The following is a 23,148-nucleotide window of genomic DNA, read 5'->3' on the forward strand; positions in this document are numbered from 1 at the left end:
GGTCAAGCAACAGTCCCTCGACGCACGCCTACCAGCACGACCACGCCCGGGAGAGGGACCGCACACGGCCGCACAACCACGCCATCATGCCAGACAATCACCACCGTCAACCACTGCGCCCCTTCCCAGTGCCCGTGCGCACCTGCGGGATCCACCACAGGCCTCGACCGGTCCGGCGCACGTGAAGGTGCTGAAAGACGCTGCAGCAGAAGGTGGCGAGCCGCCGGGCGAATGGATCATGCTTCTGTTTGTGAGACGCCCCTCTTTCGGCATCCGTCCCCCCGGCGCATCGTCCTCTGTCCGCCCGCCCCGGCCGGCGAGCGGCGTCTCCGGCTCATCCCCGTTCCACCGCCCGGGCAGGGTGGCGCGCACAGGCACGCCCGACCCGTCCGAACCGCCGCGGCGCCCGAACCGCGTGGAGACGTGGCTCGGGAGCCTCACTCGGAGATCTGCGTTCCTCATCGCCACCACCGTCGCCCTCGTCGTCGTGCTCGTCGCGGTCGGCGCACTCGCACGTCTCCGAAGAGACAGTGAGCAGAACGCAGCGGGAGACACGCGGTCGACGGGGGCCGCCGCTCCTCAGCCCTCCGCATCCGCCTCCACCGCGTCCCCCGCACCCTCTGTCGGCCCGAGAGACTCGTGGAAGCAGGCATGGAGCACCAATCTCGACCTGGGCGCTGACGCCCAGGTCGAGATCTACGCCAACAGCGACTACGTCGTGGTCTATGACTGGGTTCCCGGGGAGCGGGCGAACGCACGGCTGCGCGGATACAGCCTCGCCGGCGGCCGACCCCAGGAGCTGTGGTCGACAACATCCGCGGGCCAGCCGACAGCGCTGACCTCCTCGGTCCTCGTTCTGGGCGGTCAGCTCATTGATCCCGCCACCGGCGAGACCACGGATGCCCCTTGGGGTGCGTCGTCCTACGCATCCCTGGTCACGGATGACCTCATCATCACCTGCGCGACAAGGCCCTCCCCTGCCTGCACCGGCTGGGACCTCGACGGCGGAGCCCTCATCCAGCGCTGGGGACCGGTCGCCTTCCCCGGAACCGCCCGTCCCCGTTTCAACAGGACTGCCGTCACCGGGGACACCCACACCGGCTACGCCCTGGCAGAGGTCCATGGCTCATTCTCGTCCGAGGAATCCGTGGCTTTCGTGTCACTGGCAGACGGGAGCATTCAGACCCGGCCGGACGAGGAGGGCGGCGAGTACCTGCATTTTGTTCCTGCCGCGGACGGATGGCTCCAGCTCGGCGCCGCTCCCCGGTCGGTCACCGCCCTGGAGCCGGACGGCACCGAGATAGAGACCTATGGTTCTGTCCAGAACATGCTGACACTGCTGCTGACAGACTCCGACTCCGGGCTGCCCACCGTCGAGCAGTACAAAAGTACTTTCACCTTGGGAGGGACCTCCTGGGCCTCGATAGCCTTCAGCTGCCACAGTCGCTCCTGCACGCTCAACGGACAGCCGCTCACCGGCGCGGATGACGCTACGCGGTCCTCGCTCATGTACGAGTTCGACTTCACTGCGACGGCGAATGAGCGCTACCTTGTCCTGAGCCACGACTTCGGAGGCAAGGTGCGCATTATCGATCGTGACCGGGGAGGCGTCGTCCCCCAGGGGGACGCGCTGTACGGGTCCCGCACCCGCGTCAAGGTCGTGCGGGCGGACCTGCTTATCGCGGTCGAGGACGGCAGCCTCGTCGCCTACACGCCCCCCGAGTGAGCCGGCTGTCTTCAACCGGCTGCGCGGAGACGACCCGACGTCGGCGTAGATGATCGATTCCGTGGACGGCGAGCGGGGCCGGCGCCCCCCGGCACGGCCCGCGCAGCCCCTGCAGCCCCCTTCGCCGAGATCGGTTCACTTCCGACCGATCTCGACGAGAGAGGGGGCCGCGGGGACGGGGAGGCGCGCCCATGTGCGCGCCTCCCACCTGGCCCGGCCCACGCCCCGTTGGAACCGATCATCTGAAGAGGACGACCCGGGCATTCCGACCGGGCACTGGCGAGCCGCAAGACGCGTAGGTCATGCTTATGCGTATGAAACGTCCCTTCTTCGGCATCCGTCCCCCCGGCGCGCCGACATCCATCCGTCCGCCCCGGTCGGCGCACGGCTCCGGCTCCTCCCTCTTCCGCCGCCCGGGCCGGGCAATGCCCCATCCGAGCCGGACAACGCCCACAAGCGAGCCGCCCCTCGTCGAACCAGTACCGGCCCCCGAGCCGTTGCGCCGCCCGACGCGCAGGCCCGCCCCCGCGGAACCATCGCCGGCCCGCAAGCCCCAGCAGCGCCCGACAAGCAGGCCCGCCCCCTCCGAGCCGCCGGCCCGCAAGCCCCCGCAGCGCCCGGACCATGCCAGGGGGAAGCCCCGAGACTTCGACTGGGGACCTGCGATCCTCACCGCCTCGGTCGCCCTCATTGTCGTCGGCCTCGTCCTGGTCGGCTCTCTCGACAACGACGGCGAGAGGAACGCGGCCCGGAGAGCACGGCCGACAAGGGCCACCTCCGCACCGCGGTTCTCGGCCTCCTCCCGCGCCACGACGCCCACATCGTCGAATACCGCCGACGACTCGTGGAAGCAGGCGTGGAGCATTGACCTCGAGCTCGACGACGATGCCGACATCCGCACCTACGTCAGCGGCGACCACCTCGTGGTCCACGACCGAGCCGCCGGGGCGAAGCAACAGCTGCGCGGATACAGTCTTGCCGACGGCCGGCCCCAGGAGCTGTGGTCGATCACCCCCAGGGGACGGCCCAAGGCCATGACCCCCACGGTCCTCGTCTCCTCCAGAAGCCTCATCGACCCGGCCACCGGTGAGGCCACGGACGCGCCCTGGGGCTCCTCCGAGCCGGTTCTGGTCACGGACGATTTCATCATCACGTGTACGAGCAGGCCTTCTCCCACCTGCACCGGCTGGGACCTCGCAGACAAGACCCTCACCCAGCGCTGGGGACCTGTCGCCTTCCCCGGAACCGTCCATCCCGGGTTTCTCGACTCTGCTATTACCGGGGACACTCACACCGGCTACGCCCTGGCGATGACCGGGGACTCGGACTCGTCCAAGGAGAGAGGGGCGGTGTCCTTCGTGTCGCTGGCGGACGGGACCATCAAGGCGACCCGCCCCCAGAAGGAGGCGGGGAAGGTCATAAGTCTCTTTCCCGCCGCGGACGGATGGATCCTGCTCAAGGACGATGAGAAGTCGGTCACTGCCCTGGCTCCCGACGGAACCGAGCAGGAGACCTACACCGCTTCCCAGAGCACCTCCGCGCTGCTTCTGACGGACTCGGGAGTTCCCACCCTTGACCAGTACAAGAAGGCATTCACTTCGGGGGACATATCCTGGGCCTCCATCGCTCTCAGCTGTCGGTCCCGGGAAGGCACCTGCACTCTCAATGGGCGCACGGTGACTGACGCGGACTACGGCACAAAATCCTCGCCCATGTACAAGCAAGGATTCACCGCCACGGTGAGTGAGCGGTACCTGATCCTGAACCACAGCCGCAGCGGCCATGTGCGCATTATCGATCGCGACCGGGGAGGCCTTGTCCCCCGAAGGTACGGGCTACAGGACCACGTCACCGTCGCACGCGCCGATCTCCTCATCGCGGTCAAGGACGGCAGCGTCGTGGGCTGCACGCCCGCCGGCTGAACCGGCCGGAGGAGCTCCCCGGCCCTCTCGGCTCACGCCTCGTCGAGGCTGGCCACGCGGGCGGCCGCACGCTCGGCCGTCCACACGTCCCCGGGCAGCTCGTCCGGCAGCAGCGGGTTGTCCGGGGCCACGAAGGCCGGCTCCGCGACGCCGCGGGCCCGCTGCCCGTCGTAGTCGCGCAGGACGGCGAAGGCCCAGCGGCTCAGCCACAGGACGGCGACGAGATTGAGGATCGTCATGAGCGCCAGGGCGATGTCGGCCATGACCCACGCCAGCTCCAGGGCGACGACGGCGCCCAGGCCGGTGGCCGCCGTCATGGCCAGGCGCAGGGTCACGCCCGCCGCCCGTCCCCCGCCGAGGTAGGAGACGTTGATCTCGGCGAAGGCGGAGTAGCCCAGCACGCTGGAGTAGGCGAAGGTGAAGACGACGAAGCTCATGAAGCCGACGACCCAGCCTCCCGGCAGGGCGTCGGCCAGCGCGTGCTGGACCAGCGTGGTCTCGGCCCACTCGGGCTCCACGCCGGGGGTGTAGACCTGCGGCGAGGCGAGCAGCACGGTCAGCCCCGTGGCCGTGCAGATGACGATCGTGTCGATGAAGACGCCGAGGGCCTGGATGAGCCCCTGGGTGACGGGGTGGGCGACGTCAGCGGTGGCGGCCCCGTTGGGCGAGGAGCCCTGGCCGGCCTCGTTGGAGAACAGGCCGCGCTTGGTGCCGTTGAGGAAGGTCGCGAAGAAGCCGCCAGCGGTGCCCGCCAGGCCCGCCCTGAGGTGGAGGGCGCCGGCGACGATATCGACGAGCACCCCGGGCACCCGCGGGGCCGAGACGACGATGACCACGAGGACAACCCCGAGGTAGGCGACCGCCATGAGCGGCACGAGCCACTCGGTGACGCGGGCGACCACGCGCATGCCGGCGAGCAGGATCGGGGCGGTGATCGCCATGAGCGCGACCGCCGTCACGACCGTCCCGATGCCGTGGCCCTCCTGGAGGGTCAGGGCGATGGTGTTGGACTGCACCATGGGGAAGATGAGGCCGTAGGAGAAGACGAGCATGGCGGCGAAGACGACGCCCATGCCCCGGCCGAGCCGGCTCAGGCGGCGCCCGCCCCGCAGGCCCAGGCCGCGCTGCATGTAGTAGGCGGGGCCGCCGCGGAAGATGCCGTCGGAGCCGCGGACCTTGAAGACCTGGGCCAGCGTCGACTCCGCGAAGGAGGTCGCCATGCCGAGCAGGGCCACCACCCACATCCAGAACAGGGCGCCGGGGCCGCCGAGCGTGACCGCGAGCGCGACCCCGGCGATGTTGCCGGTGCCCACGCGCCCGCCCAGCCCGATGACGAAGGCCTGGAAGCTCGACAGGCTGCCGCGCTGGTGGCGCGAGCGCGCCACGAGGTGAACCGCCCGGGAGAACAGGCGCATCTGGACGCCGCGCGTGCGGATCGTCAGGTACAGGCCGGTGCCGAGCAGGATCCAGATGAGGACCTTCCCGGAGACGAGGCCCTCGAAGGCGGACAGGTCCTGCGTCAGGTCGGTTCCCGTCAGGGCGGGCAGCGCGATGGGCACGTGGGTCTCCGTCGGTCGGGAACGGGTCGCGCGCGACGCTACCGGACGACTCCCCCGGCCGCGCCGGGCGTCCGCATCCGGGGACGGGCGCCGGAAGGGCGCGCATGACGTGTATGACATCTGTCACGTCGAGCCGGTGACAGGGCTCAGTACCGCGTCGGGCCTGCCGGGGCGAGGGTCGGGTCATGAGCAGCACACCCTCCCCCACACTGACGCGCCCCGCCGCCAGTCCGGTCGGCGCGGCCCCGGCCGCTCCCGCCGTGCGCGTGCGCGGCCTGCGCAAGACCTTCGGCCCCGTCGTCGCCGTCGACTCCCTCGACCTGACGGTCGCGCCCGGTGAGGTCGTCGCCTTCCTGGGCCCCAACGGCGCCGGCAAGTCCACCACCCTCGACGTCGTCCTCGGCTTCACCCGCCCCGACGCCGGCACCGCCGCCGTCCTGGGGGTCGCGCCGCGCGAGGCGGTGCGGGCCGGGCGCGTGGGTGCGGTCCTCCAGGCCGGCGGGCTCATCCCCTCCTTCACGGTGCGCCAGACCCTCGACATCGTCGCCTCCCTCCAGCTGCGCGCTCCCGACGTCGAGTCGGTGATCGCCCGCACCGGCCTGGGCGGTCTGCTGCGCAGGAAGGTCTCCCGGTGCTCCGGCGGCGAGATCCAGCGCGTCCGCCTGGCGCTGGCCCTCCTGGCCCAGCCCGAGCTGCTGGTCCTCGACGAGCCCACCACCGGCATGGATCCCACCGCCCGCGCCGCCTTCTGGGACATGATGCGCCGGGAGACGGAGCAGGGCCGGGCGATCCTCTTCGCCACCCACTACCTGCAGGAGGCCGCCGACTTCGCCGACCGCATCATCATTATCGACCGCGGCCGCCTCGTCGCCGAGGGATCGGTGGACGAGGTGCGCGCCCTGGGGGAGGGCACCACGGTGACCGCGACCTGGCCGGGCCTGAGCGGGGAGGCGGAGTTGCGCGCGGCCCTCGCCCCCGTGTCCGGCTCCCTGCTGGGGGTCCAGGTCCGCGGCCCGCACCTGGAGCTGCGCACCAGCGCCCCGGACGACGTCGCCCGCCTCCTGCTGACCGCCACCCCGGCCGGCCACCTGGGCATCACCGCGCTCAGCCTGGAGGAGATCTTCGCCGAGCTCGTCGGGGAAGAGCACGACGGCGCCCCTGGCGCCCCCGCTGCGCCCGCGGCCTGAGCCCGCCGGCTCCCGGCGTGCTCCGCGGAAGCGGGTCGCCCGGCCCCGCCCGCGCCGTCCACCGGCCCACTCCCACCCAACTGCTCACCCCTCACCAGCACAAGGAACCAGCCATGACCACCACAACCGCCATCACCTCCCCCGCCCGCAGCGGCGGCAGTGCCGGCAGTGCCGCCGCGCCCGCCCGTCGTCCGCGCCCGTGGACCTACACGCGCATCGACACGCTCACCACCCTGGCCCGCCCGGACATGCTCTTCTTCACCCTCATCATGCCGCTGGGCATGTACCTGTTCTGGGGCGCCCTGCAGGACTACTCCTCCCTCGGCGCCGGGCGCGGCAATGTCGCCGCCTCGATCATGATCAACATGTCGGTCTTCTCGGTGGCCATCGCCGCGACCTGCACGGCCGCCGGCGCCGCCGTTGAGAACGCGGGCGGGTGGGGCCGCCAGATGGCGCTCACGGCGGGCGGCCTGCGCATCTACATCACCACCAAGCTGCTCACCGCCCTCATCGTCTCGGTCTTCCCGGTCACGGTCATCTTCATCGCCGGCATCTTCACGGGCGCGAGGATGGACGCGCCCTGGGTGTGGGCCGCCGGCTACCTGCTCACCCTGCTGGCCGCCGTCCCCTTCGCCTGCTACGGCCTGGCCGTGGGGCTGTGGGTCCCGGCGCAGGCGGCGGTCGGCATCGCGGGCGCCTCGATCAGCATCTACGCCTTCCTCGGCAACCTGTTCATGCCGCTGAGCGGAAGCCTGTTCGACTTCGGCCGCTTCACCCCCATGTACGGCACCGGCGCCCTGGCGACCCGTGCGCTCCAGAAGGACATCGTCTACACCACGGCCGGCGACGTCCGCGAGGCCCTGTGGGTGCCGGTCGCTAACATCGCCGTGTGGACCCTCATCTTCGTCGTGGCCTGCCTGGCCGCGCGGCGCCGAACGACGCGCCGCTGACCGCCGGCCCCGCAGCGACTGCCGGTGAGTGCCACGTGAGCGCAGGCAGCACCCGGGCTGCGGCCGCGTCGAACGCAGCAGATGCGGCCGCGACCCGCCCCTGGTACCGGCGGATCGAGCCGAACTCCGTCTGGACCCTCCTCCTTCTCGTCCCCCTCTTCTTCGTCCTCACCGCCGACATGCCGGTGCCCCTCAAGACGCTGGGCGTCGCCGGGATCGTCGGGTTCGCCTGCCTCTACAGCTGGGCCGTCTCCACCATGCCGACCTGGCTCGCCCTCCCGGCGGGGGCGGGCGCCGTCGGGCAGCTGCGCCCCGTCGCCGGCAGGCTCGCCCTGCTGGCCGGCGCCGCCGCCGTCTCCGGCCCGGGTCTGGACTGGTGGTACACGGTCTTCTACCTGCCCTACTTCTGCGCGATCATCATGTACGCGACGACGCTGCGCGTGGGCCTGACCGTCTCCGGGTGCCTGTGCGTCCTGACCGCCCTCTTCTTCCTCCTCCTCGCCCCGAGGGCGAACATCGCGGGGATGGCCGCCGGCTGCTCCTTCTCCTCCGTCGCTATTGCGCTCGGCCGCATCGGGGCCGATGTCCAGGAGCGCCGTCAGGTCAAGGAGCGCGAGCTCGCCGCCGCTGCGGAGCGCGAGGAGATCGGCCGCGACGTCCACGACCTGCTCGGGCACTCCCTGACCGTCCTGACCCTCAAGGCGGAGGTCGCCCACCGGCTCGTGCGCCGCAGCCCCGAGGCGGCCGAGCGCGAGATGGCCGAGATCGTCGAGCTCTCCCGCGCCGCCCTGGCGGACGTGCGCGCCACCGTCACCCGCCTGCGGGCGCCCGACCTGGCCGGCCAGATGGAGGCCTCCCGCGCCGCCTTCGCCGCCGCCGACGTCGCCGCGGTCTTCTCGGGGCGGGCCGCCGACGTCCCCCTGCCCCAGCGCGAGCTGCTCGCCTGGGCCCTGCGGGAGGCGACGACGAACGTGCTGCGCCACGCCGGCGCCGCCCGCGTGAGCGTCGCGCTCGCCCCGGGACGGGTGCGCGTGGAGGACGACGGCGCCGGCACCGCCGGGCGACCTCCCGGCAACGGGCTGACCGGCCTGCGCGAGCGCGTCGAGGCCACCGGCGGCGCCCTGACACTGACCAGCCCCGCACCGGGCGGCACCGCCGAGCGTCCGGGCACCGTCCTGGAGGTCGCCCTGTGAGCACCCCGATCCGCGTCCTCATCGCCGACGACCAGGCCCTCGTCCGCGGGGCGCTGGCCACGCTGCTGGGCCTGGAGCCGGACATCGACGTCGTCGCCCAGGCGGGCACCGGCCGCCAGGCGCTATCCCTGGCCCGGGAGCGCGCCGTCGACGTCGCCCTGCTGGACATCGACATGCCGGACATGGACGGCCTGGCCGCCGCGGCGGCGCTGACCGCCTCTGGTCTTGCCTGCCGCAGCCTCATTGTCACCACCTTCGGGCGCCCCGGCTACCTGTCCCGCGCCCTGGAGGCCGGCGCCTCGGGGTTCCTGGTCAAGGACACCCCGCCCGAGGAGCTGGCGGAGGCGATCCGCAAGATCGCGGCGGGGCTGCGCGTCATCGACCCGACTCTCGCCCAGGAGTCGGTGCTCGTGGGGCCCAACCCGCTGACGCAGCGGGAGCAGGAGGTGCTGCGCCTGGCGGCGCGCGGCGCGGACGCTCGCGGCATCGCCGCCGCGCTCCACCTGGGCGCCGGGACGGTGCGCAACTACCTGTCCAGCGCGATCGCCAAGACGCACGCCCGCAACCGCACCGAGGCGGCGCGCACCGCCGAGTCCAACGGCTGGCTGTGAGCCCCGGGGCGGGCGCGCGCGACGACGAGCCGGCTGCTCCGAGAAGGGCCCTCCGGCTAGGCTTCGTGCACTGTCAACCGCGAACGGCCATAACCGCCGTCGCCCCGAGGCAAGAAAGGTCCGCCATGTCCAACCCCGCGAGTCCCGCCGAGTTCCTGTCCGCCTGCACCGTGGATCCCGCGGTGCTCGAGCTGCGACCGGACTACCGGGCCATGCTGGTCGTGATCGACGGCCTTGAGCTCGCGTCGGGCCCTGAGCCCGGCAGCAGCGCCGACGAGCTCATCGCGGCGGCCGAGGCTCATGCGCAGGGCCTGCTCGCCGAGTCGCCGGTGGCCGAGCTGCCGCACATCGCAGCGTGGCGGGAGGCGTACCGGGCCTTCGGCGCGAAGCCGCAGCGCACCCGCAACAGCCTCGAGGCCCTCACCCGCCGCGCGGAGCGAGGCCTGCCGCGGATCAATGCGCTCACCGACATCTACAACGCGGTCTCGGTGCTGCACCAGGTCCCCCTGGGCGGGGAGGACCTCCACCGCTACGACGGTCCCGCCCGCCTGGTCCGCGCGACCGGAGCCGAGCCGTTCGACACCACTGCCAATGGCGAGACGGTGATCGAGCACCCCGAGCCCGGCGAGGTCGTCTGGTGCGACGAGACCGGGGTGACCTGTCGGCGGTGGAACTGGCGGCAGGGCCGGCGCACCGGCCTGTCCGAGCAGACCCGAACGGCGCTGTTCATTCTTGACGCTCTGGCCCCGGTCGACGACGAGCAGCTGACGGCCGCCGCCGACGCGCTCATCGGCGCGTGCTCCGGGCTGGGCGCCGAGGTGCGCGCGTCGACGCGCCTGATCAGCGCGCCGTGACCGGCTGGCGGGCCGGCCCGCTGTCCGGCCAGTCTCAGCGCCTGGCTCCCGGGACGTACGGGCGACCATGGGGAGCGACCGCGGTCTCGTGCTGTGTCCGCGACCGGGCGGGGGCTGCGGTCACCGTGGAGGGCCCGCTGTGAGGGGCTCCAGGAGATGGTTGCACATGGGAGAGAGGGACATCGCCGGATCAGGGGCCGGTTCTCGTTGAGATTCCGCGGTTCTGCTCGGATCGTCAGGGCGGGCTGATGTGCTCCCATGTGCACAGACCCCTCTGCGCGCACATGGGAGCACATCGCCTCGTCTTGACGGATGTCGCGAAACCGCAGAAACATGCGGAAAGATGGTTCCCGTCCCGTCGGTCCGCCTTGCTCCCATGTGCAAGCCGCCCCCGCGTCCCGTCCGGCGGGCGGGGAGCCCTCCTCGCAGGCTGGCGGAAAACCTGCGGCGTGAGCCGGACGGGGACGGTCACCGGGTGGGCCCCGCCCCCTGCCACCGCAGATCGCCGTCCTGGTGTGCGGGCCGGAGCCGGTCGGTCCGCAGGAGGTCGCCCGCACTGACGCCAGACTCCCCCAGTGCGACACGGCCGGCTCCGTCCAGGGAGCCGACACGCGTGCCGTTGCCGGTGGCCCGCACCGCGAAGAGCTCCGAGGGCGCCACGCCCCCGTCGAGAAGATCGGGGCTGTGGGTGATGACGAAGACCTGGCGGCGCTCGGAGGCGTCGTGAACCGCGTCGAGAAGAACTCCGGCCGCAGCCGGGTGCAGGGCCGTCTCCGGTTCCTCGATGCAGACGGGCCAGGAAGCGCCATTGATCTCTGAGGGGAACAGAGCGGTAAGCACACCGAGGGCCCGGAGTGTGCCGTCGCTCATGACCGCGGCGGAGAATGATCGATTCCTATCGCCCTTGACGGGCTCCTGCTCGAACTCAAGAACCTCCCAGTCCTCAACGCGCCGCACCACCGTTGAGGCGATCCCGGGGACGATCAGCCGGAGATACTCGTCAATCCTCTCCTTGAGGGCGGGGTCCAGTGACTGGAGCCGGGCGAGGACCGAGGCGATGTTCGCCGCGTCCTGCCACAGAACGGCTCGAGACTGGTGGATACCGATGGAACGCATCGCGTCAGCGTCGGGGCTGCTCGCCGAGATCGAGGTCAGGGCCCTGCGAGCCGCCGAGAAGGGCTCGTACCCCGACAGCACCGCGAGGAGGGAGGAGGGCTCATGCGGCGCGGGCAGCGGAAAGGCCAGTGCTCCCACCTCCGCATACCTCAGCTTTGAGTCGAAGCGCGCCACAATGTCTCCGTCGCGGGAGCGCACCGCACAAGCCTCTTCCGAGTGCAGGTGCAGATTGTCGGAGCCGCCCGTGAAGGACAGCTCGTACTCGCAGCTCCGTCCACCCGTCAAGCCATCGACGTCAAGCCTCCCGCTGACGGCCGGGTGCGACGACCTCGACGACCCCTGAAATACGATCTGCTCGCCTCCCCGCGATTCCACCGCATCGGCGAGGCCGCCCGTAATCGCCTCTCGGACGAACAGCAGCGCATCAACAATATTCGACTTCCCGGAGCCATTGGGGCCCACGAGCACCACGAGGTCGCCGAACGCCAGGTCACAGAGGGCGACGCTGCGGTAGTTCGTCAGCCGGAGGCGCCGGATCCGGATACCGTTGGAGGGATCCATATCAGGAGCCTAACGCCACGGGGAAGACTGTGGTGCCAGAAGAGACGCCGCAGGACGCGCGACCGGGCGCTCACAGCCCGAGCCGGCGCTTCAGGTCCTCGGGCAGGGCGCTCATGGCGTCGGCGACCTCGTCGCCGCTCCCGGAGCCGGCATGCCTCGCGGCCGCATCCCGGCCGGGCGTCACGCCGTAACCGCGTGAGCGGTCCGCAGCGGGCGCGTCCGCGCCCCCGCCCAGGCCGAAGGCGGAGCCCGGGGCGGGTGCGGGCCCCCCGGCCCCGGGCGCGCCGTCGTCGGCCCCGGCCCGGGCGGCCCTCCTCTCCCTGGCCTGCCGGGCGGCCTTGGCGGGGTTGCCGGAGCGCCCCTTCTTGCCGCCCTTGCGCCGTTTGCCCTTGGGGGCCTGCCGGGCCTTGGAACGCCTGCCCACGGACGGCAGCGAGCCCATGCCGGGCATGCCGCCCGCCCCGCCGTCGGGACCTCCGGCGGCCATGGCCTCCATCATCTTCTTGGCCTGACCGAAACGGTCCACCAGCTCGTTGACCGCGCGCACGGTGGTGCCCGAGCCCTTGGCGATGCGCGAGCGGCGCGAGCCGTTGAGGATGGACAGGTCCCGCCGCTCCGCCGGCGTCATGGAGCAGACGATCGCCTCGATGCGGTCGACCTCGCGCTCGTCGAAGGCCTCCAGGGCCTCGCGCATCTGCCCCATGCCCGGCATCATGCCCAGGAGCTTCTTCATCGATCCCATCTTGCGGATCTGCCGCAGCTGGTTCAGGAAGTCGTCGAGGGTGAACTCGCCGGAGGCGAGCTTGGCGGCGGCGTCCTCGGCCTCCTTCTCGTCGAGGGCCTTCTGCGCCTGCTCGATGAGGGTGAGCAGGTCGCCCATGTCCAGGATGCGGCTGGCCATGCGGTCGGCGTGGAAGCGCTCGAAGTCCCCCAGGCCCTCGCCGGTGGAGGAGAACAGGACCGGGGCGCCGGTGACCCCGCGCACAGACAGGGCGGCGCCGCCGCGGGCGTCGCCGTCGAGCTTGGAGAGCACGACGCCGGTGAAGCCGACGCCGTCGCGGAAGGCCACCGAGGTGTTGACGGCGTCCTGACCGACCATGGCGTCCAGGACGAAGAGGATCTCGTGGGGGCTCACGGCGTCGCGGATGCGGATGGCCTGGTCCATCATCTCGGCGTCCACGCCCAGGCGGCCGGCGGTGTCGACGACGACGACGTCGTAGCCGTGGGTGCGCGCCTGCTCCACGCCGGTGCGGGCGACCTGGACGGGGTCGCCGACGCCGTTGCCGGGCTCGGGGGCCCACACGTCCACCCCGGCGCGCTCGGCGACGACGCTCAGCTGGGTGACGGCGTTGGGGCGCTGCAGGTCGGAGGCGACCAGCAGGACGCGCTTGTTCTCCTCGCGCAGCCAGCGGCCGAGCTTGCCGGCCAGCGTCGTCTTGCCGGCGCCCTGGAGGCCGGCGAGCATAATGATGGTGGGGCCTTGGGGGGCCCAGCTGATCTCGCGGGACTGGCCGCCGAGGATCTCGATGAGCTCGTCGTTGACGATTCCCACCACCTGCTGGGCGGGGTTGAGGGCCTGGGAGCGGGCGGCGTCCTTGGCCTTCTCGCGCACTGCCGCGGTGAAGGCGCGGACCACCGGCAGGGCGACGTCGGCCTCCAGCAGGGCGCGACGGATCTCGGAGACGGTGGCGTCGATGTCCGCCTCGGTCAGGCGGCCCTTGCCGCGCAGGGAGCTGAACGAGGCTGTGAGCCGGTCGGAGAGGTTGCCGAACACGCGAAGGTCCTTCCTGGCGCTGGTGGGCGCGTCGTACGGGCAGTATGGGCAGCACGGGCACTGCGCAGACCGCGGGTAGAGCCTGCGCGGCTGCTCGGGCTGCATGGCTGTGCCCCACGATACCGGCAAGGGCGGCCCGGCCTCTCCCACGAGTCCGAACTCGGCCCCGCACGCACCCGACGTTCGTCACGGGCGGGTCATGGCCGATCGCCTGGGAGCCGCGGCGGGGCGGGGCTTCGAGCACCCGCCGATCACGCCGCCGGAACGTGATCTTGGCTGAAGGCCGCCATGGTGGGTCCGAGCAGCACGATGGAACGACGTCAGAAGGTCGGACCTTGCTCGTGCGGCGGCGCATACGGGTTGATGAGGGCGGAAGAGCGAGTCGGACTAGCCGATCGCCACTCGCGCTCCCAGGCCCAGCAGCACGCCGCCGAGGAGCCGCTGCGTCCAGGCGGCGGCCCGGCCACGCGCGAGGACCCGCCTCGCGCAGGACGCGAGTGCGGCGTACGCGGACAGGCAGACGATCGCGATGGCGAACTCGATCGTCATCAGGGCCATCGACCAGGGGAGCACCGGCCCGCCCCTGGGGATGAACTGCGGGATCACCGCGAGGTAGAAGACCCCCATCTTCGGGTTCAGGAGGTCGGCGGCCAGCCCGGTCCAGAACGCTGTCGACACCGGCGTCGTCGCCCCCTCGGGGCCCGCCGGGACGTCCCATGTGCCGGCCGTGACGATCGACTGCACGCCGAGGACTCCCAGGTAGATCGCGCCCGCCCAGCGCAGGATCTCGAAGGCCGCCGGGACCCGGGCGACGAAGGCGGCCACGCCCACGGCCGCCGCGATCCCCCAGGCGAGCGAGCCCGTCGCCGCCCCCAGCGCCACGACGGTCCCGTGCCGGACGCCGTGGGCCAGCGAGCTGCGCAGCGCGAGCGCGGCATCGGGCCCGGGGGTGATGCCGAAGACGAGAGCCACCGGAACGTACGCCCAGATCGTGGTCATGCCACGACGCTACAGCCGGAGTAGCATTAAATGAAATCGTTTCTGCTTCTCTACTATAAGGAGTCCTGATGTTCAAGACCTCGCACCTCGAGGCTCTGAGCGCCGTCTGCGAGTCGGGGTCCTTCGAGATCGCGGCATCGACGCTGGGGATCACCCAGTCCGCCTTGAGCCAACGGATCGGAGCGCTGGAGCGCGAGGCGGGCCTGGTCCTCGTGGAGCGGTCGCGTCCCGCCGGGCCGACACGACCCGGCGCGATCGTCTTGGGTCTCGCCCGCCAGGTCATGCTCCTGAGCTCGGACGCCCAGCGCCTCCTGGCGGCGGACGGCTCGTCGCCCGATGCCTCCGGGATGACGCGCGTCTCACTGGCCATCAACGCGGACTCCATCTCCACGTGGTTCCAGCCCGTGATCGCCCGGATCGCGGCGGAGCGATCGGTCCTCCTCGACCTCCACATCGAGGATCAGGACCACACCGCCGCCCTGCTCGGGGAGGGCCGCGTGATGGCGGCGGTCACGACCTCCAGCGCACCCGCCCCCGGCTGCACGGTCGAGAGGCTCGGGACGATGGTGTACTGGCCGGCCTGCGCCCCGTCCCTGATCAAGGGCCTCAAGGAGGAAGATGTCGATCCGGGGAGGCTGCCGATGCTGCGCTTCGACCTCAAGGACGACCTCCAGCACTCCTACCTGCGGCAGACCGCGGTGAAGAGCCGGCCCCCTGTCCACTACATCCCGTCGAACCGCGAGTTCCTCATGGCCGCCCGACTCGGGCTCGGATGGGGCGTGCTCCCGGAGGGCCAGATCGCCGGAGACCTCGAGACCGGCAGACTGGTCAAGCTCCACCCGGATCGCAGCGTGCGGGTGCCGCTGTACTGGCAGCGGTGGAGGCTCGACTCCCCGACCCTCGACTCGCTGACGACGATCGTGCAGCGCGCGGCGGCGCTCGAGCTCGCCCCCTGAGCCGCCGGCGGTGCCGGCGCGGGACCGTGCGGGTGCAGGCCCGGACGCGGCCGGCCCCCGCCGACCTCCGCGAGCCGCCGCGGCCCAGGGCGGGAAGGCGGCCGGTCAGCCGAGCAGGGCGTCCACGAAGCCCTCGGGGTCGAAGGGCGCCAGGTCGTCCGCCCCCTCCCCGAGCCCGACGAGCTTGACGGGCACGCCCAGCTCCTTCTGGACGGTGACCACAATGCCGCCCTTGGCGGTGCCGTCCATCTTGGTCAGCACGATCCCGGTGATGCCCACGGCCTCGGAGAAGACCTGCGCCTGACGCATGCCGTTCTGGCCGGTGGTGGCGTCCAGGACCAGCAGGACCTCGCCCACGGGGGCGATCTTGCCCATGACGCGCTTGATCTTGCCCAGCTCGTCCATGAGGCCGGCCTTGTTCTGCAGGCGCCCGGCGGTATCCACCAGGACGACGTCGACACCGGTGCGCGCGGCCTCCTGGGCGGCGTCGTAGGCCACCGAGGCCGGGTCGGCGCCCTCCTTGTCGGAGCGCACCACCTCCACGCCCACGCGCCGGCCCCAGGTGGTCAGCTGGTCGGCGGCCGCGGCGCGGAAGGTGTCGGCCGCGCCCATGAGGACCGTGCGGTCCTGGGCGAGCAGGACGCGGGCGAGCTTGCCGCAGGTGGTGGTCTTGCCGGTCCCGTTGACGCCCACCATGAGGACGGCGGCGGCCGGCTCGCCCCTGGCCGCGTCCCAGCCCTCGGCGGGGGCGGGGCGGGTCAGGGTCAGGGTGCGGTCCATGTCCGGGTCGACCAGGGCGAGCAGCTCGGCGCGCAGGACGGCGCGGACGGCGGCGGGGTCGGAGGTGTCCAGGACCTTGGCCTGGGTGCGCAGCTCGTCCATGAGGGCGGTGGTGACCTCGATGCCGAGGTCCGAGGTCAGCAGGGTGTCCTCGATCTCCTCCCAGTCGGCCTCGGTCAGGTCGCCGCGCGACAGGACCGACAGGACGGCGCGCCCGAAGCCGCCGGAGCCGGCCAGGCGCGCCCGCAGGCGCTGCATGCGCCCGGGGATGGACTCAGGCCGCTCGAGCGTCGCCACCCGGGGGGCCTCGGCGCCCTCCTCCTGCTCGTCCGGCGGAGCGGGGAGGACGTCGTCGACCGTGGTGGGCTTGTGGGCGCTGATCTCGGGGGGCGCCGGCTCGTCGCCACGGCGGCCCGCGACGAACCAGATGCCGCCTATCACGGCGACCACGACGATGACGGCGAGAACGATCATCCAGGGTTCCATGGCCCCATCATGCCCGATCGCGTCGGCGCGGGCAGCGACTTGCGCCCCGTGAGCCCGCCGGCGGGACGCCGCCGGGCCAGCGGCAGAGCGGCAGACAGCCGGTACGCACGGCGCTGCGCCGGTCCGGGTGCTCCGGAACCGGCGCAGCGCCAGCCCTCAGGACACCGAGAGCCGCCCGTTGGGCGCGGTCGATGACGCGGGCTTGTGGCCGGCGGACGCCTCGGCGCGCGCACGGCGCACCACCGCGGTGGTCCCCTCGGCCTTGGTCATCGCCTTCTCAACGGCGCCGACCAGGCCGGGGAAGGCGTCGGTGCGGGTGTAGACCGAGGGCCCGTCACGAGTCATGAGGTCGTCCAGGTGCACGTCCTGGGGGACGATCTCGACGGGCTCCTCCTTCTCGCGGGCCACCTCGCTGAGGTCACGAAGTCCGGCCCGCCAGGTGGACACGGGGTAGCGGCTGACAATGAAGAATCCGATAACCGCCAAGGCGGCGATGACGACGACGAGTAGAGGAACGATCAGGTCACCCATGCGTCTAATTGTCCCCTACATACGTCGTACCTACACTGAGGTACCCGACACGTGTCGCGGGCCGGCGCGGCCGCGAGCGCCGCCGGGGCGCGGGATGGCGCCGGGTAGCGGCCGCGCCGCGTTTGTTCTGACTTTCGTCACACGCTCAGGCCGGCTCCGCCTCGTGGACGAGCCGCTGGGAGACGGCCTTGGTGATGCCGTCGCGCATGCTGATGCCGTACAGGGCGTCGGCCACCTCCATGGTGCGCTTCTGGTGGGTGATGATGATGAGCTGGCTGGAGGCCCGCAGCTCGGTGAAGATCTCCAGCAGGCGCCCCAGGTTCGTGTCGTCCAGGGCCGCCTCGACCTCGTCCATGACGTAGAACGGCGAGGGCCTCGCCTTGAAGATCGCGATGAGCAGCGCCACCGCGGCCAGCGACCGCTCGCCGCCGGACAGCAGCGAGAGCCGCTTGACCTTCTTGCCCGCGGGCCGCGCCTCGATCTCGATGCCCGTGGTCAGCATGTCGCCGGGGTCGGTGAGCACCAGGCGCCCCTCGCCCCCGGGGAAGAGGCGGTCGAAGACCTCGGCGAACTGGCGGGCCGTGTCCTCGTAGGCCCGGGCGAAGACCTCCTGGACTCGGGCGTCGATCTCCTCGACGATGCGCAGCAGGTCGTTGCGCGACGCCTTGAGGTCCGCCAGCTGCTCGGCCAGGAACTTGTGGCGCTGCTCCAGGGCGGCGTGCTCCTCCAGGGCCAGCGGGTTGACCCTGCCCAGGCGCTTCAGGTCCCGGCCGGCCCGCGCCAGCCGCCTCTCCTGCTCGGCGCGCACGTACGGGCGGCCCCGGGCGGCGGCCCCCTCCCCCGCGGCGGCGCCGTCCTCGCCGGCCCCGCCCGCGCCCTCCTCGGTCACGGCGGGCACGAGCACGTGGGGACCGTAGTCCTCCACGAGCGGCTCCAGCTCCAGCCCGAGCTCGTTCATGGCCCGCTCGGCCAGGGACTGCAGGCGCATGCGCTGCTCGGTGCGGGCGACCTCGTCGCGGTGGGCGGCGTCGGTCAGGCGGGTCATCTGCGCGCCCAGGTCGTCCAGCTCGGCGCGGACCTCGCCGGTCGCCGCGCTCGCCTCCGCCCGCTCGGCCTCGATGCGGGTGCGCTCGCCCTGGGCCTCGCCGATCCAGGCGCGGGCGGTCTCGACCGCGGCGCGCGCCTGGTCGCGCACGTGGGCCGCAATGGTCAGCTGGGCGGCGCGGCGCGCCCGGGCCCGCTCGGCGGCGGCGCGCGCCTCGCGCTCGTGGCGGGCGGCGGCGCGCAGGGAGTCCGCGCGCCCTCGCCCCGAGTGCTCGCGCTCCTCGGCGGTGCGCAGCGCCAGACGGGCCTCGGTCTCGTCGGCGCGCGCCCGCCGGGCCGCGGCGACCGCCTCCTCTCTCCGCCCCCGGGCCGTCTCCACGGCGGCGTCGAGGTCGTCCCCCTCGCCCCCGCCCGACCGACCGGACTCGATCTCGGCCAGGGCGGCGGCGGCCGCGGCGAGCTCGGTGGTGCGCCGGGCCGACTCGTCCTCGGCGCGCTCCAGCACGCGGCGGGCGCGCCCGGCCTCCTCCTCCGCGGCGTGGGCGGCGGAGGTCAGGCGGGCCAGCGCCTCGGCGGCGCGGGCGGCCTCGGCATCGGCCGCGCGCAGGGCCGACAGGGCCTCGCCGACGGCCCTGCGGGCGGCCTCCTCGCGGACGCGGGCCGCCTCCAGGGCGGCGTCGGCCCCGGTCTCGGCCTGCGCGGCGGCGTCGGCCTCGGCGGAGGCCTCCTCGTGGGCGGCCGCCAGCTCCAGGACGGAGGAGGTGCCGCGCCCGGCCGACGTCGCCCAGGCGGGTGCGAGGACCTCCCCGTCCCGGGTGGCGACGACGGCGCCCGGCAGCGCCTCGCGCACGGCGCGGGCCGTCTCCAGGTCCGGGGCGACCCGGGCGCCGGCGAGGATCCGTCCCAGCGCGGCGCCGAGTCCCGGCCCGTCGGCGGACACCAGGTCCGTGGCGGCGCGCACGCCGTCCAGGGGCGGGGCCGGGTCCTCAGCGCCTCCGGAGCGCCCGGCGCTCCCAGAGCCCTCGACAGCGTCCCCGCCCGCCTCCGGGTCCTGGAGGAGCACCAGGCGCAGGGCGCCGCCGTCGGTCTCGCGCACGTGGGTCATGGCGGCCAGGGCCGCCCCGGTCCCCTCCACCAGGGCGGCCCCGGCCAGCTCCCCAAGGAGGGCGGCGACGGCGTTCTCCCAGCCGCGCTCAATGCTCACGGCCTCGCTGAGGGGGCCGAGCACGCCGGGCAGGCCCGCCTCGGTCAGGGCGCCGGTGGCGTCCTGCGCGCTCAGGGACAGGGCCAGGGTGTCGCGGCGCGCCGTCCAGGTGGCGCGGTCGGAGGCGGCCTCGCGGCGGGCGTCGGTGGCAGCGGCGACGGCGTGGCGGGCGTCGGCCAGAGCGGCGGTGGCCCTCTCGTGGGCCGCGGCGGCCCGGGCCTGCCGCTCGTCCAGCCTCCCGGCGGCGGCGCCGGGCCCGTCGGGGCGGGCGCGCCCGGCGGACTCGGCCGACTCAGGGGACTCGGCCAGGGCGGCCCGCGCGGCCTGCGCGCGCCGCTCGGCGGCCGCCAGCGCGGCGCGGGCCTGCTCGCGGGCAGCCAGGGCGGCCTCGTGGCGGGAGCGGGCGGAGGCCACCCGGCCGCCGGCGCGGGCCAGGGACTCGCGGCGGTCGGCGGCGCGGCGCTGGAGATGGGACAGGGCCCGCTCGGCGGTGGCCTCGGCGGCCTCGGCGTCGGCGCGCCCCCGGGTCGCCTCGTCCAGGGCGGAGCGGGCGGCCTCGATGGCGGCGACCAGCTCGGCCTCCTCGACCGCGGCGGTCTCGGCGCGGCGGTCGAGCTCGTCGGGGTCGGCGCCCCGGGCGGGCTGGGGGGCGGAGGCGAGGCCGCGGACGCGCTCGGCGGCGACGTCGGCCAGCGCGCTCAGCGACTGGGCGGCGGCGGTGAGCTCCTCCCAGACGTCGGTGGCGCGCGCCAGGCGCTGCGTGGAGGTGGTCTCCACGGCCGCGAGCTCGGCCGCTCGGGAGCGGGCGGCGCGCTCGGCCTCCTCCACGGCGGCCCGGCGGCGGTCCAGGAGGGTCTTGTCCGCGTCCCCGGCCTGGAGGAGGGCCTGGGTCTGGACGACGTCGTCGGCCAGGAGGCGGGCGGTGGCGTCGCGGACCTCGACCTGGATGGTGCGGGCGCGGCGCGCCACGGCGGCCTGGCGGGCGAGCGGCCCGAGCTGGCGGCGCAGCTCGGTCGTCAGGTCCGTCAGGCGGGCCAGGTCGGCCGCCATGGAGTCGAGCTTGCGCAGGGCCCGCTCCTTGCGGCGGCGGTGCTTGAGGACGCCGGCGGCCTCCTCGATGAACCCGCGCCGGTCCTCCGGCGTGGCGCTCAGGACGGCGTCGAGCCGGCCCTGCCCGACGACCACGTGCATCTGACGGCCCAGGCCGGTGTCGGAGAGCAGCTCCTGGACGTCCAGGAGGCGGCAGGCGGTGCCGTTGATCCGGTACTCCGAGCCGCCGCCGCGGAACAGGGTGCGGGAGATGGTGACCTCGGTGTAGTCGATCGGCAGGGCGCCGTCGGCGTTGTCGATGGTCAGGGAGACCTCGGCGCGCCCCAGCGCCGGGCGGGACCCGGCCCCGGCGAAGATGACGTCGGCCATGGAGCCGCCGCGCAGGTTCTTGGCGCCCTGCTCCCCCATGACCCAGGTCAGGGCGTCCACCACGTTGGACTTGCCGCTGCCGTTGGGGCCCACCACCGCGGTGATGCCGGGCTCCAGGCGCAGGGTCGTCGACGAGGCGAAGGACTTGAAGCCCTTGAGCGTCAACGTCTTGAGGTGCACGACGCCCACGATAGCGCCGCTGCCGGGCCCGCCGGGGGCGGCGCACCCGCGCCTGCGGTGTGGCGGGCCCGGTCAGCCGAACAGCCGCCGGTAGGCGCGCTCGGCCGTGCCGCGGCCCCCGGTGACGTCGACGGTCTCGACCACGCGGCCGCGGTTGAGCAGGACGACCCGGCTGCAGGACTCGTCGACCAGGTCGAGGACGTGGCTGGACAGCAGGACGGCCGCGCCGCGCTCGCGGCACCTGCGCAGCTCCTCCTTCAGGGCGATGACGGTGGCGACATCCAGGGCGTTGAGGGGCTCGTCGAGGACGACGACGTCCGGCTCGCCCAGCAGGGCGCGGGCGATCGCGGAGCGCTTGGCCATGCCCTGGGACAGGCGGCGGGTGGGCGTGTCCGCGAAGCCCGCCGCGCCCAGGCGCCCGAGCTGGGCGTCGATCTGGGCGTCGGCGAGCTCCAGGCCCCTCAGGGCGGCGTCGAGGCGGCAGGCCTGGCGGGGCGTGAGGCGGGGCAGGTCGGCGGCCTCCTCGGGCAGGAAGCCGAGGTCGGCGGCGGGCACGCGGCTGCCCACGGCCCCGCCCACGCGCACCGTCCCCGCCTCGGGGCGCTCCAGGCCCGCCAGGACGCGGAAGAGGGTCGTCTTGCCCGCGCCGTTGGGACCGACGACGGCGACCGCCTCGCCGGCCCCGACGCCCAGGTCGACCGGCCCGACGCCGCCGCGGCCGCGGTAGCGGCGGGTCAGGCCCCTGACCTGGAGCAGATCACGCACGCCGGGCCCTCCTGTCGGGGCGCCACGAGGGCAGGGCCGGCACGATGAGGCCGACCAGCGGCACGACGGGGACGAAGGCGAGGAGGGCCAGGAGGATCTCCTCGGCCGCGAGCAGCCGGCGGGTCCCGGTCAGGCGCACGACCACGGCCTCGACTGCGACCTGGAGGACGGCGACGTACAGGGCCGCGGCACCGGCCGCGAGCGCCTGCGAGCCGCTGGGCCGCTGCGCGGCTCCCAGCGCGAGAAGCGTCAGAACCAGCAGGCACGCCGCGAGAATGCCGGTGGCGACGACGGTCCTGGCCCGCAGGCGGTCCGCCCGGCCCACCTGGCCGACGGCGGCGACCCGCGCCCAGCCGGGCCCCTCCTCCACGCGGCACAGCTCCAGGGCGACGCCCGCCGCGAGCCAGCAGCCGGTGAGCCAGACGGCGGGGGCGGGGCCCGCGCCGGCCCGGACGAGGGCCGCGCCGCAGAAGGTGATCACCGCCGTCCCGCCCCACAGGCGCAGCGGGCTCGACCCGGTCGCGTAGGCGAAGGCGAGGGCGCCGGTGCGGCCGGTCGGGCAGCGCAGGCGGGCCGCGGGGAGCGCCCCCGGGCCGGGGAACCCTCGGGGCAGGGAGCCCGCCGCTGCCAGGGGCACTGCCAGCCAGATGGCCGCTGCGGGGACGAGCAGCAGGACCGAGACCGCGGCGAGCGCCCGCGCGGGAGCGCTCAGGGCGCCGTCGAGAACGGCCGCGGTGCAGGCGGCGCCCGACAGGGCCGCGGGAAGGGCCTCCAGGGCCAGCATCCCGGCCTCGCCGGTGCGCGTGAGCCCCAGGACCCGCAGGTGCTCGCGCTCGCCCGTCGGGTGGTCGCGCCCGAACGCCTCCAGGACCGCCAGCGCGAGCGCGACGCCGGTCAGGACAAGGGCCGGGACCGTCAGGGGCGCCGGGACCGCCGGCAGGCGCCCGGTCAGGACCGTGGCGCCGAGAAGGCCGAGCGGCAGGGCGGCCGCGATCACCAGGCTCCGGCGGCCCAGCAGGTCGAGCGCGAGTCCCTGCCCGAGCATCCCGCGCAGGTAGGCGGACCACCAGCGCCCCTCACGGTGACGGCGGGGCGGGGCTGCCACGTCCTGCGAGCCCCGCGATGAGCGGTGCGTTGCGAGCATCCGCCTACCCCACTTCCGCGTTTGTGCCACAATCCGGGACGAACGCGCCCCACTCGCCGTCAGGGCCCCGGAGAACCGCTGGAATCGCACGGTTCCTCCCGGCGGCGCGAGCGCGCCGGCCCGCGTTCGTCCCGGATTGTGGCACAGTCTCCCTACACTTGGGGCCCTGGGAGCTCACAGGCAGCCG

The 23,148-nt window shown here is 73.5% G+C and carries 17 protein-coding genes; 8 read left to right on the forward strand and 9 right to left on the reverse strand.

Annotated features, from left to right (window positions below; translation table 11 throughout):
- Positions 1–415: 415 nt before the first annotated feature.
- The gene (locus O145_RS06650) at positions 416–1,726 is read left to right on the forward strand and encodes a hypothetical protein (protein WP_052374781.1); all 1,311 of its coding nucleotides are present in this window, start codon (positions 416–418) and stop codon (positions 1,724–1,726) included.
- A 314-nt stretch (positions 1,727–2,040) separates the two neighbouring features.
- A complete protein-coding gene (locus O145_RS06655; RefSeq protein WP_229118401.1) occupies positions 2,041–3,648 on the forward strand; it encodes a hypothetical protein in 1,608 nt (535 codons plus the stop codon).
- A gap of 32 nt (positions 3,649–3,680) precedes the next feature.
- Here O145_RS06655 and O145_RS06660 read toward each other — a convergent pair whose 3' ends face one another.
- Entirely contained in the window at positions 3,681–5,207 is a 1,527-nt protein-coding gene (locus O145_RS06660; protein ID WP_043561459.1) for an alanine/glycine:cation symporter family protein, read from the reverse strand.
- Positions 5,208–5,392: 185 nt separating this feature from the next.
- Here O145_RS06660 and O145_RS06665 point away from each other — a divergent pair, with 185 nt between their 5' ends.
- The 5 genes from O145_RS06665 to O145_RS06685 all read left to right on the forward strand — a co-directional run bounded on the left by O145_RS06665 (position 5,393) and on the right by O145_RS06685 (position 10,002).
- Positions 5,393–6,394: an ABC transporter ATP-binding protein gene (locus O145_RS06665; RefSeq protein ID WP_043561461.1), complete on the forward strand. Its 1,002-nt coding sequence runs from the start codon at positions 5,393–5,395 to the stop codon at positions 6,392–6,394.
- Between the two features lie 113 nt (positions 6,395–6,507).
- The gene (locus O145_RS06670; RefSeq protein ID WP_043561463.1) at positions 6,508–7,344 is read left to right on the forward strand and encodes a hypothetical protein; all 837 of its coding nucleotides are present in this window, start codon (positions 6,508–6,510) and stop codon (positions 7,342–7,344) included.
- A gap of 35 nt (positions 7,345–7,379) precedes the next feature.
- A complete protein-coding gene (locus O145_RS06675; protein WP_229118402.1) occupies positions 7,380–8,537 on the forward strand; it encodes a sensor histidine kinase in 1,158 nt (385 codons plus the stop codon).
- On the forward strand, positions 8,534–9,148 hold the full coding sequence (locus O145_RS06680; protein ID WP_043561469.1) for a response regulator transcription factor: 615 nt from the start codon (positions 8,534–8,536) through the stop codon (positions 9,146–9,148). The genes O145_RS06675 and O145_RS06680 overlap by 4 nt, the downstream gene beginning before the upstream one ends.
- Positions 9,149–9,273: 125 nt before the next feature.
- Complete coding sequence (locus O145_RS06685; RefSeq protein WP_043561473.1) at positions 9,274–10,002, forward strand: B3/B4 domain-containing protein; 729 nt, start codon at positions 9,274–9,276, stop codon at positions 10,000–10,002.
- 468 nt (positions 10,003–10,470) lie between these two features.
- Here O145_RS06685 and O145_RS06690 read toward each other — a convergent pair whose 3' ends face one another.
- The 3 genes from O145_RS06690 to O145_RS06700 form a co-directional block, all read right to left on the reverse strand.
- On the reverse strand, positions 10,471–11,679 hold the full coding sequence (locus O145_RS06690) for an AAA family ATPase (protein ID WP_052374783.1): 1,209 nt from the start codon (positions 11,677–11,679) through the stop codon (positions 10,471–10,473).
- Between the two features lie 70 nt (positions 11,680–11,749).
- Positions 11,750–13,453, reverse strand: coding sequence for a signal recognition particle protein (gene ffh / locus O145_RS06695; protein WP_043561476.1), 1,704 nt, complete (start codon positions 13,451–13,453; stop codon positions 11,750–11,752).
- 387 nt (positions 13,454–13,840) lie between these two features.
- Positions 13,841–14,452 (reverse strand): LysE family translocator, encoded by a 612-nt coding sequence (locus tag O145_RS06700; RefSeq protein ID WP_043561479.1) that lies wholly within the window; start codon positions 14,450–14,452, stop codon positions 13,841–13,843.
- Between the two features lie 68 nt (positions 14,453–14,520).
- Between O145_RS06700 and O145_RS06705 the strand changes: the two genes are divergently transcribed.
- Positions 14,521–15,408 carry a LysR family transcriptional regulator ArgP gene (locus tag O145_RS06705; RefSeq protein WP_043561481.1) on the forward strand — a complete coding sequence of 296 codons (888 nt, stop codon included), beginning with the start codon at positions 14,521–14,523 and terminating at the stop codon, positions 15,406–15,408.
- A gap of 105 nt (positions 15,409–15,513) precedes the next feature.
- On the opposite strand, the gene ftsY is transcribed toward O145_RS06705, so the two are convergent.
- From ftsY to O145_RS06730, 5 genes are all read right to left on the reverse strand, one after another.
- Positions 15,514–16,674: a signal recognition particle-docking protein FtsY gene (gene ftsY, locus O145_RS06710; protein WP_043561484.1), complete on the reverse strand. Its 1,161-nt coding sequence runs from the start codon at positions 16,672–16,674 to the stop codon at positions 15,514–15,516.
- 156 nt (positions 16,675–16,830) lie between these two features.
- Positions 16,831–17,205 (reverse strand): hypothetical protein, encoded by a 375-nt coding sequence (locus O145_RS06715; protein WP_043561486.1) that lies wholly within the window; start codon positions 17,203–17,205, stop codon positions 16,831–16,833.
- Between the two features lie 145 nt (positions 17,206–17,350).
- Positions 17,351–21,052 carry a chromosome segregation protein SMC gene (gene smc, locus O145_RS06720; protein ID WP_043561624.1) on the reverse strand — a complete coding sequence of 1,234 codons (3,702 nt, stop codon included), beginning with the start codon at positions 21,050–21,052 and terminating at the stop codon, positions 17,351–17,353.
- 72 nt (positions 21,053–21,124) lie between these two features.
- Positions 21,125–21,817: an ABC transporter ATP-binding protein gene (locus tag O145_RS06725; protein WP_052374785.1), complete on the reverse strand. Its 693-nt coding sequence runs from the start codon at positions 21,815–21,817 to the stop codon at positions 21,125–21,127.
- Entirely contained in the window at positions 21,810–22,922 is a 1,113-nt protein-coding gene (locus tag O145_RS06730; protein ID WP_156966631.1) for a hypothetical protein, read from the reverse strand. Before O145_RS06730 ends, O145_RS06725 begins: the two co-directional genes overlap by 8 nt.
- Positions 22,923–23,148: the final 226 nt, after the last annotated feature.

The organism is Actinomyces israelii DSM 43320, from assembly GCF_000711965.1.
Classification (GTDB): Bacteria; Actinomycetota; Actinomycetes; order Actinomycetales; family Actinomycetaceae; genus Actinomyces; species Actinomyces israelii.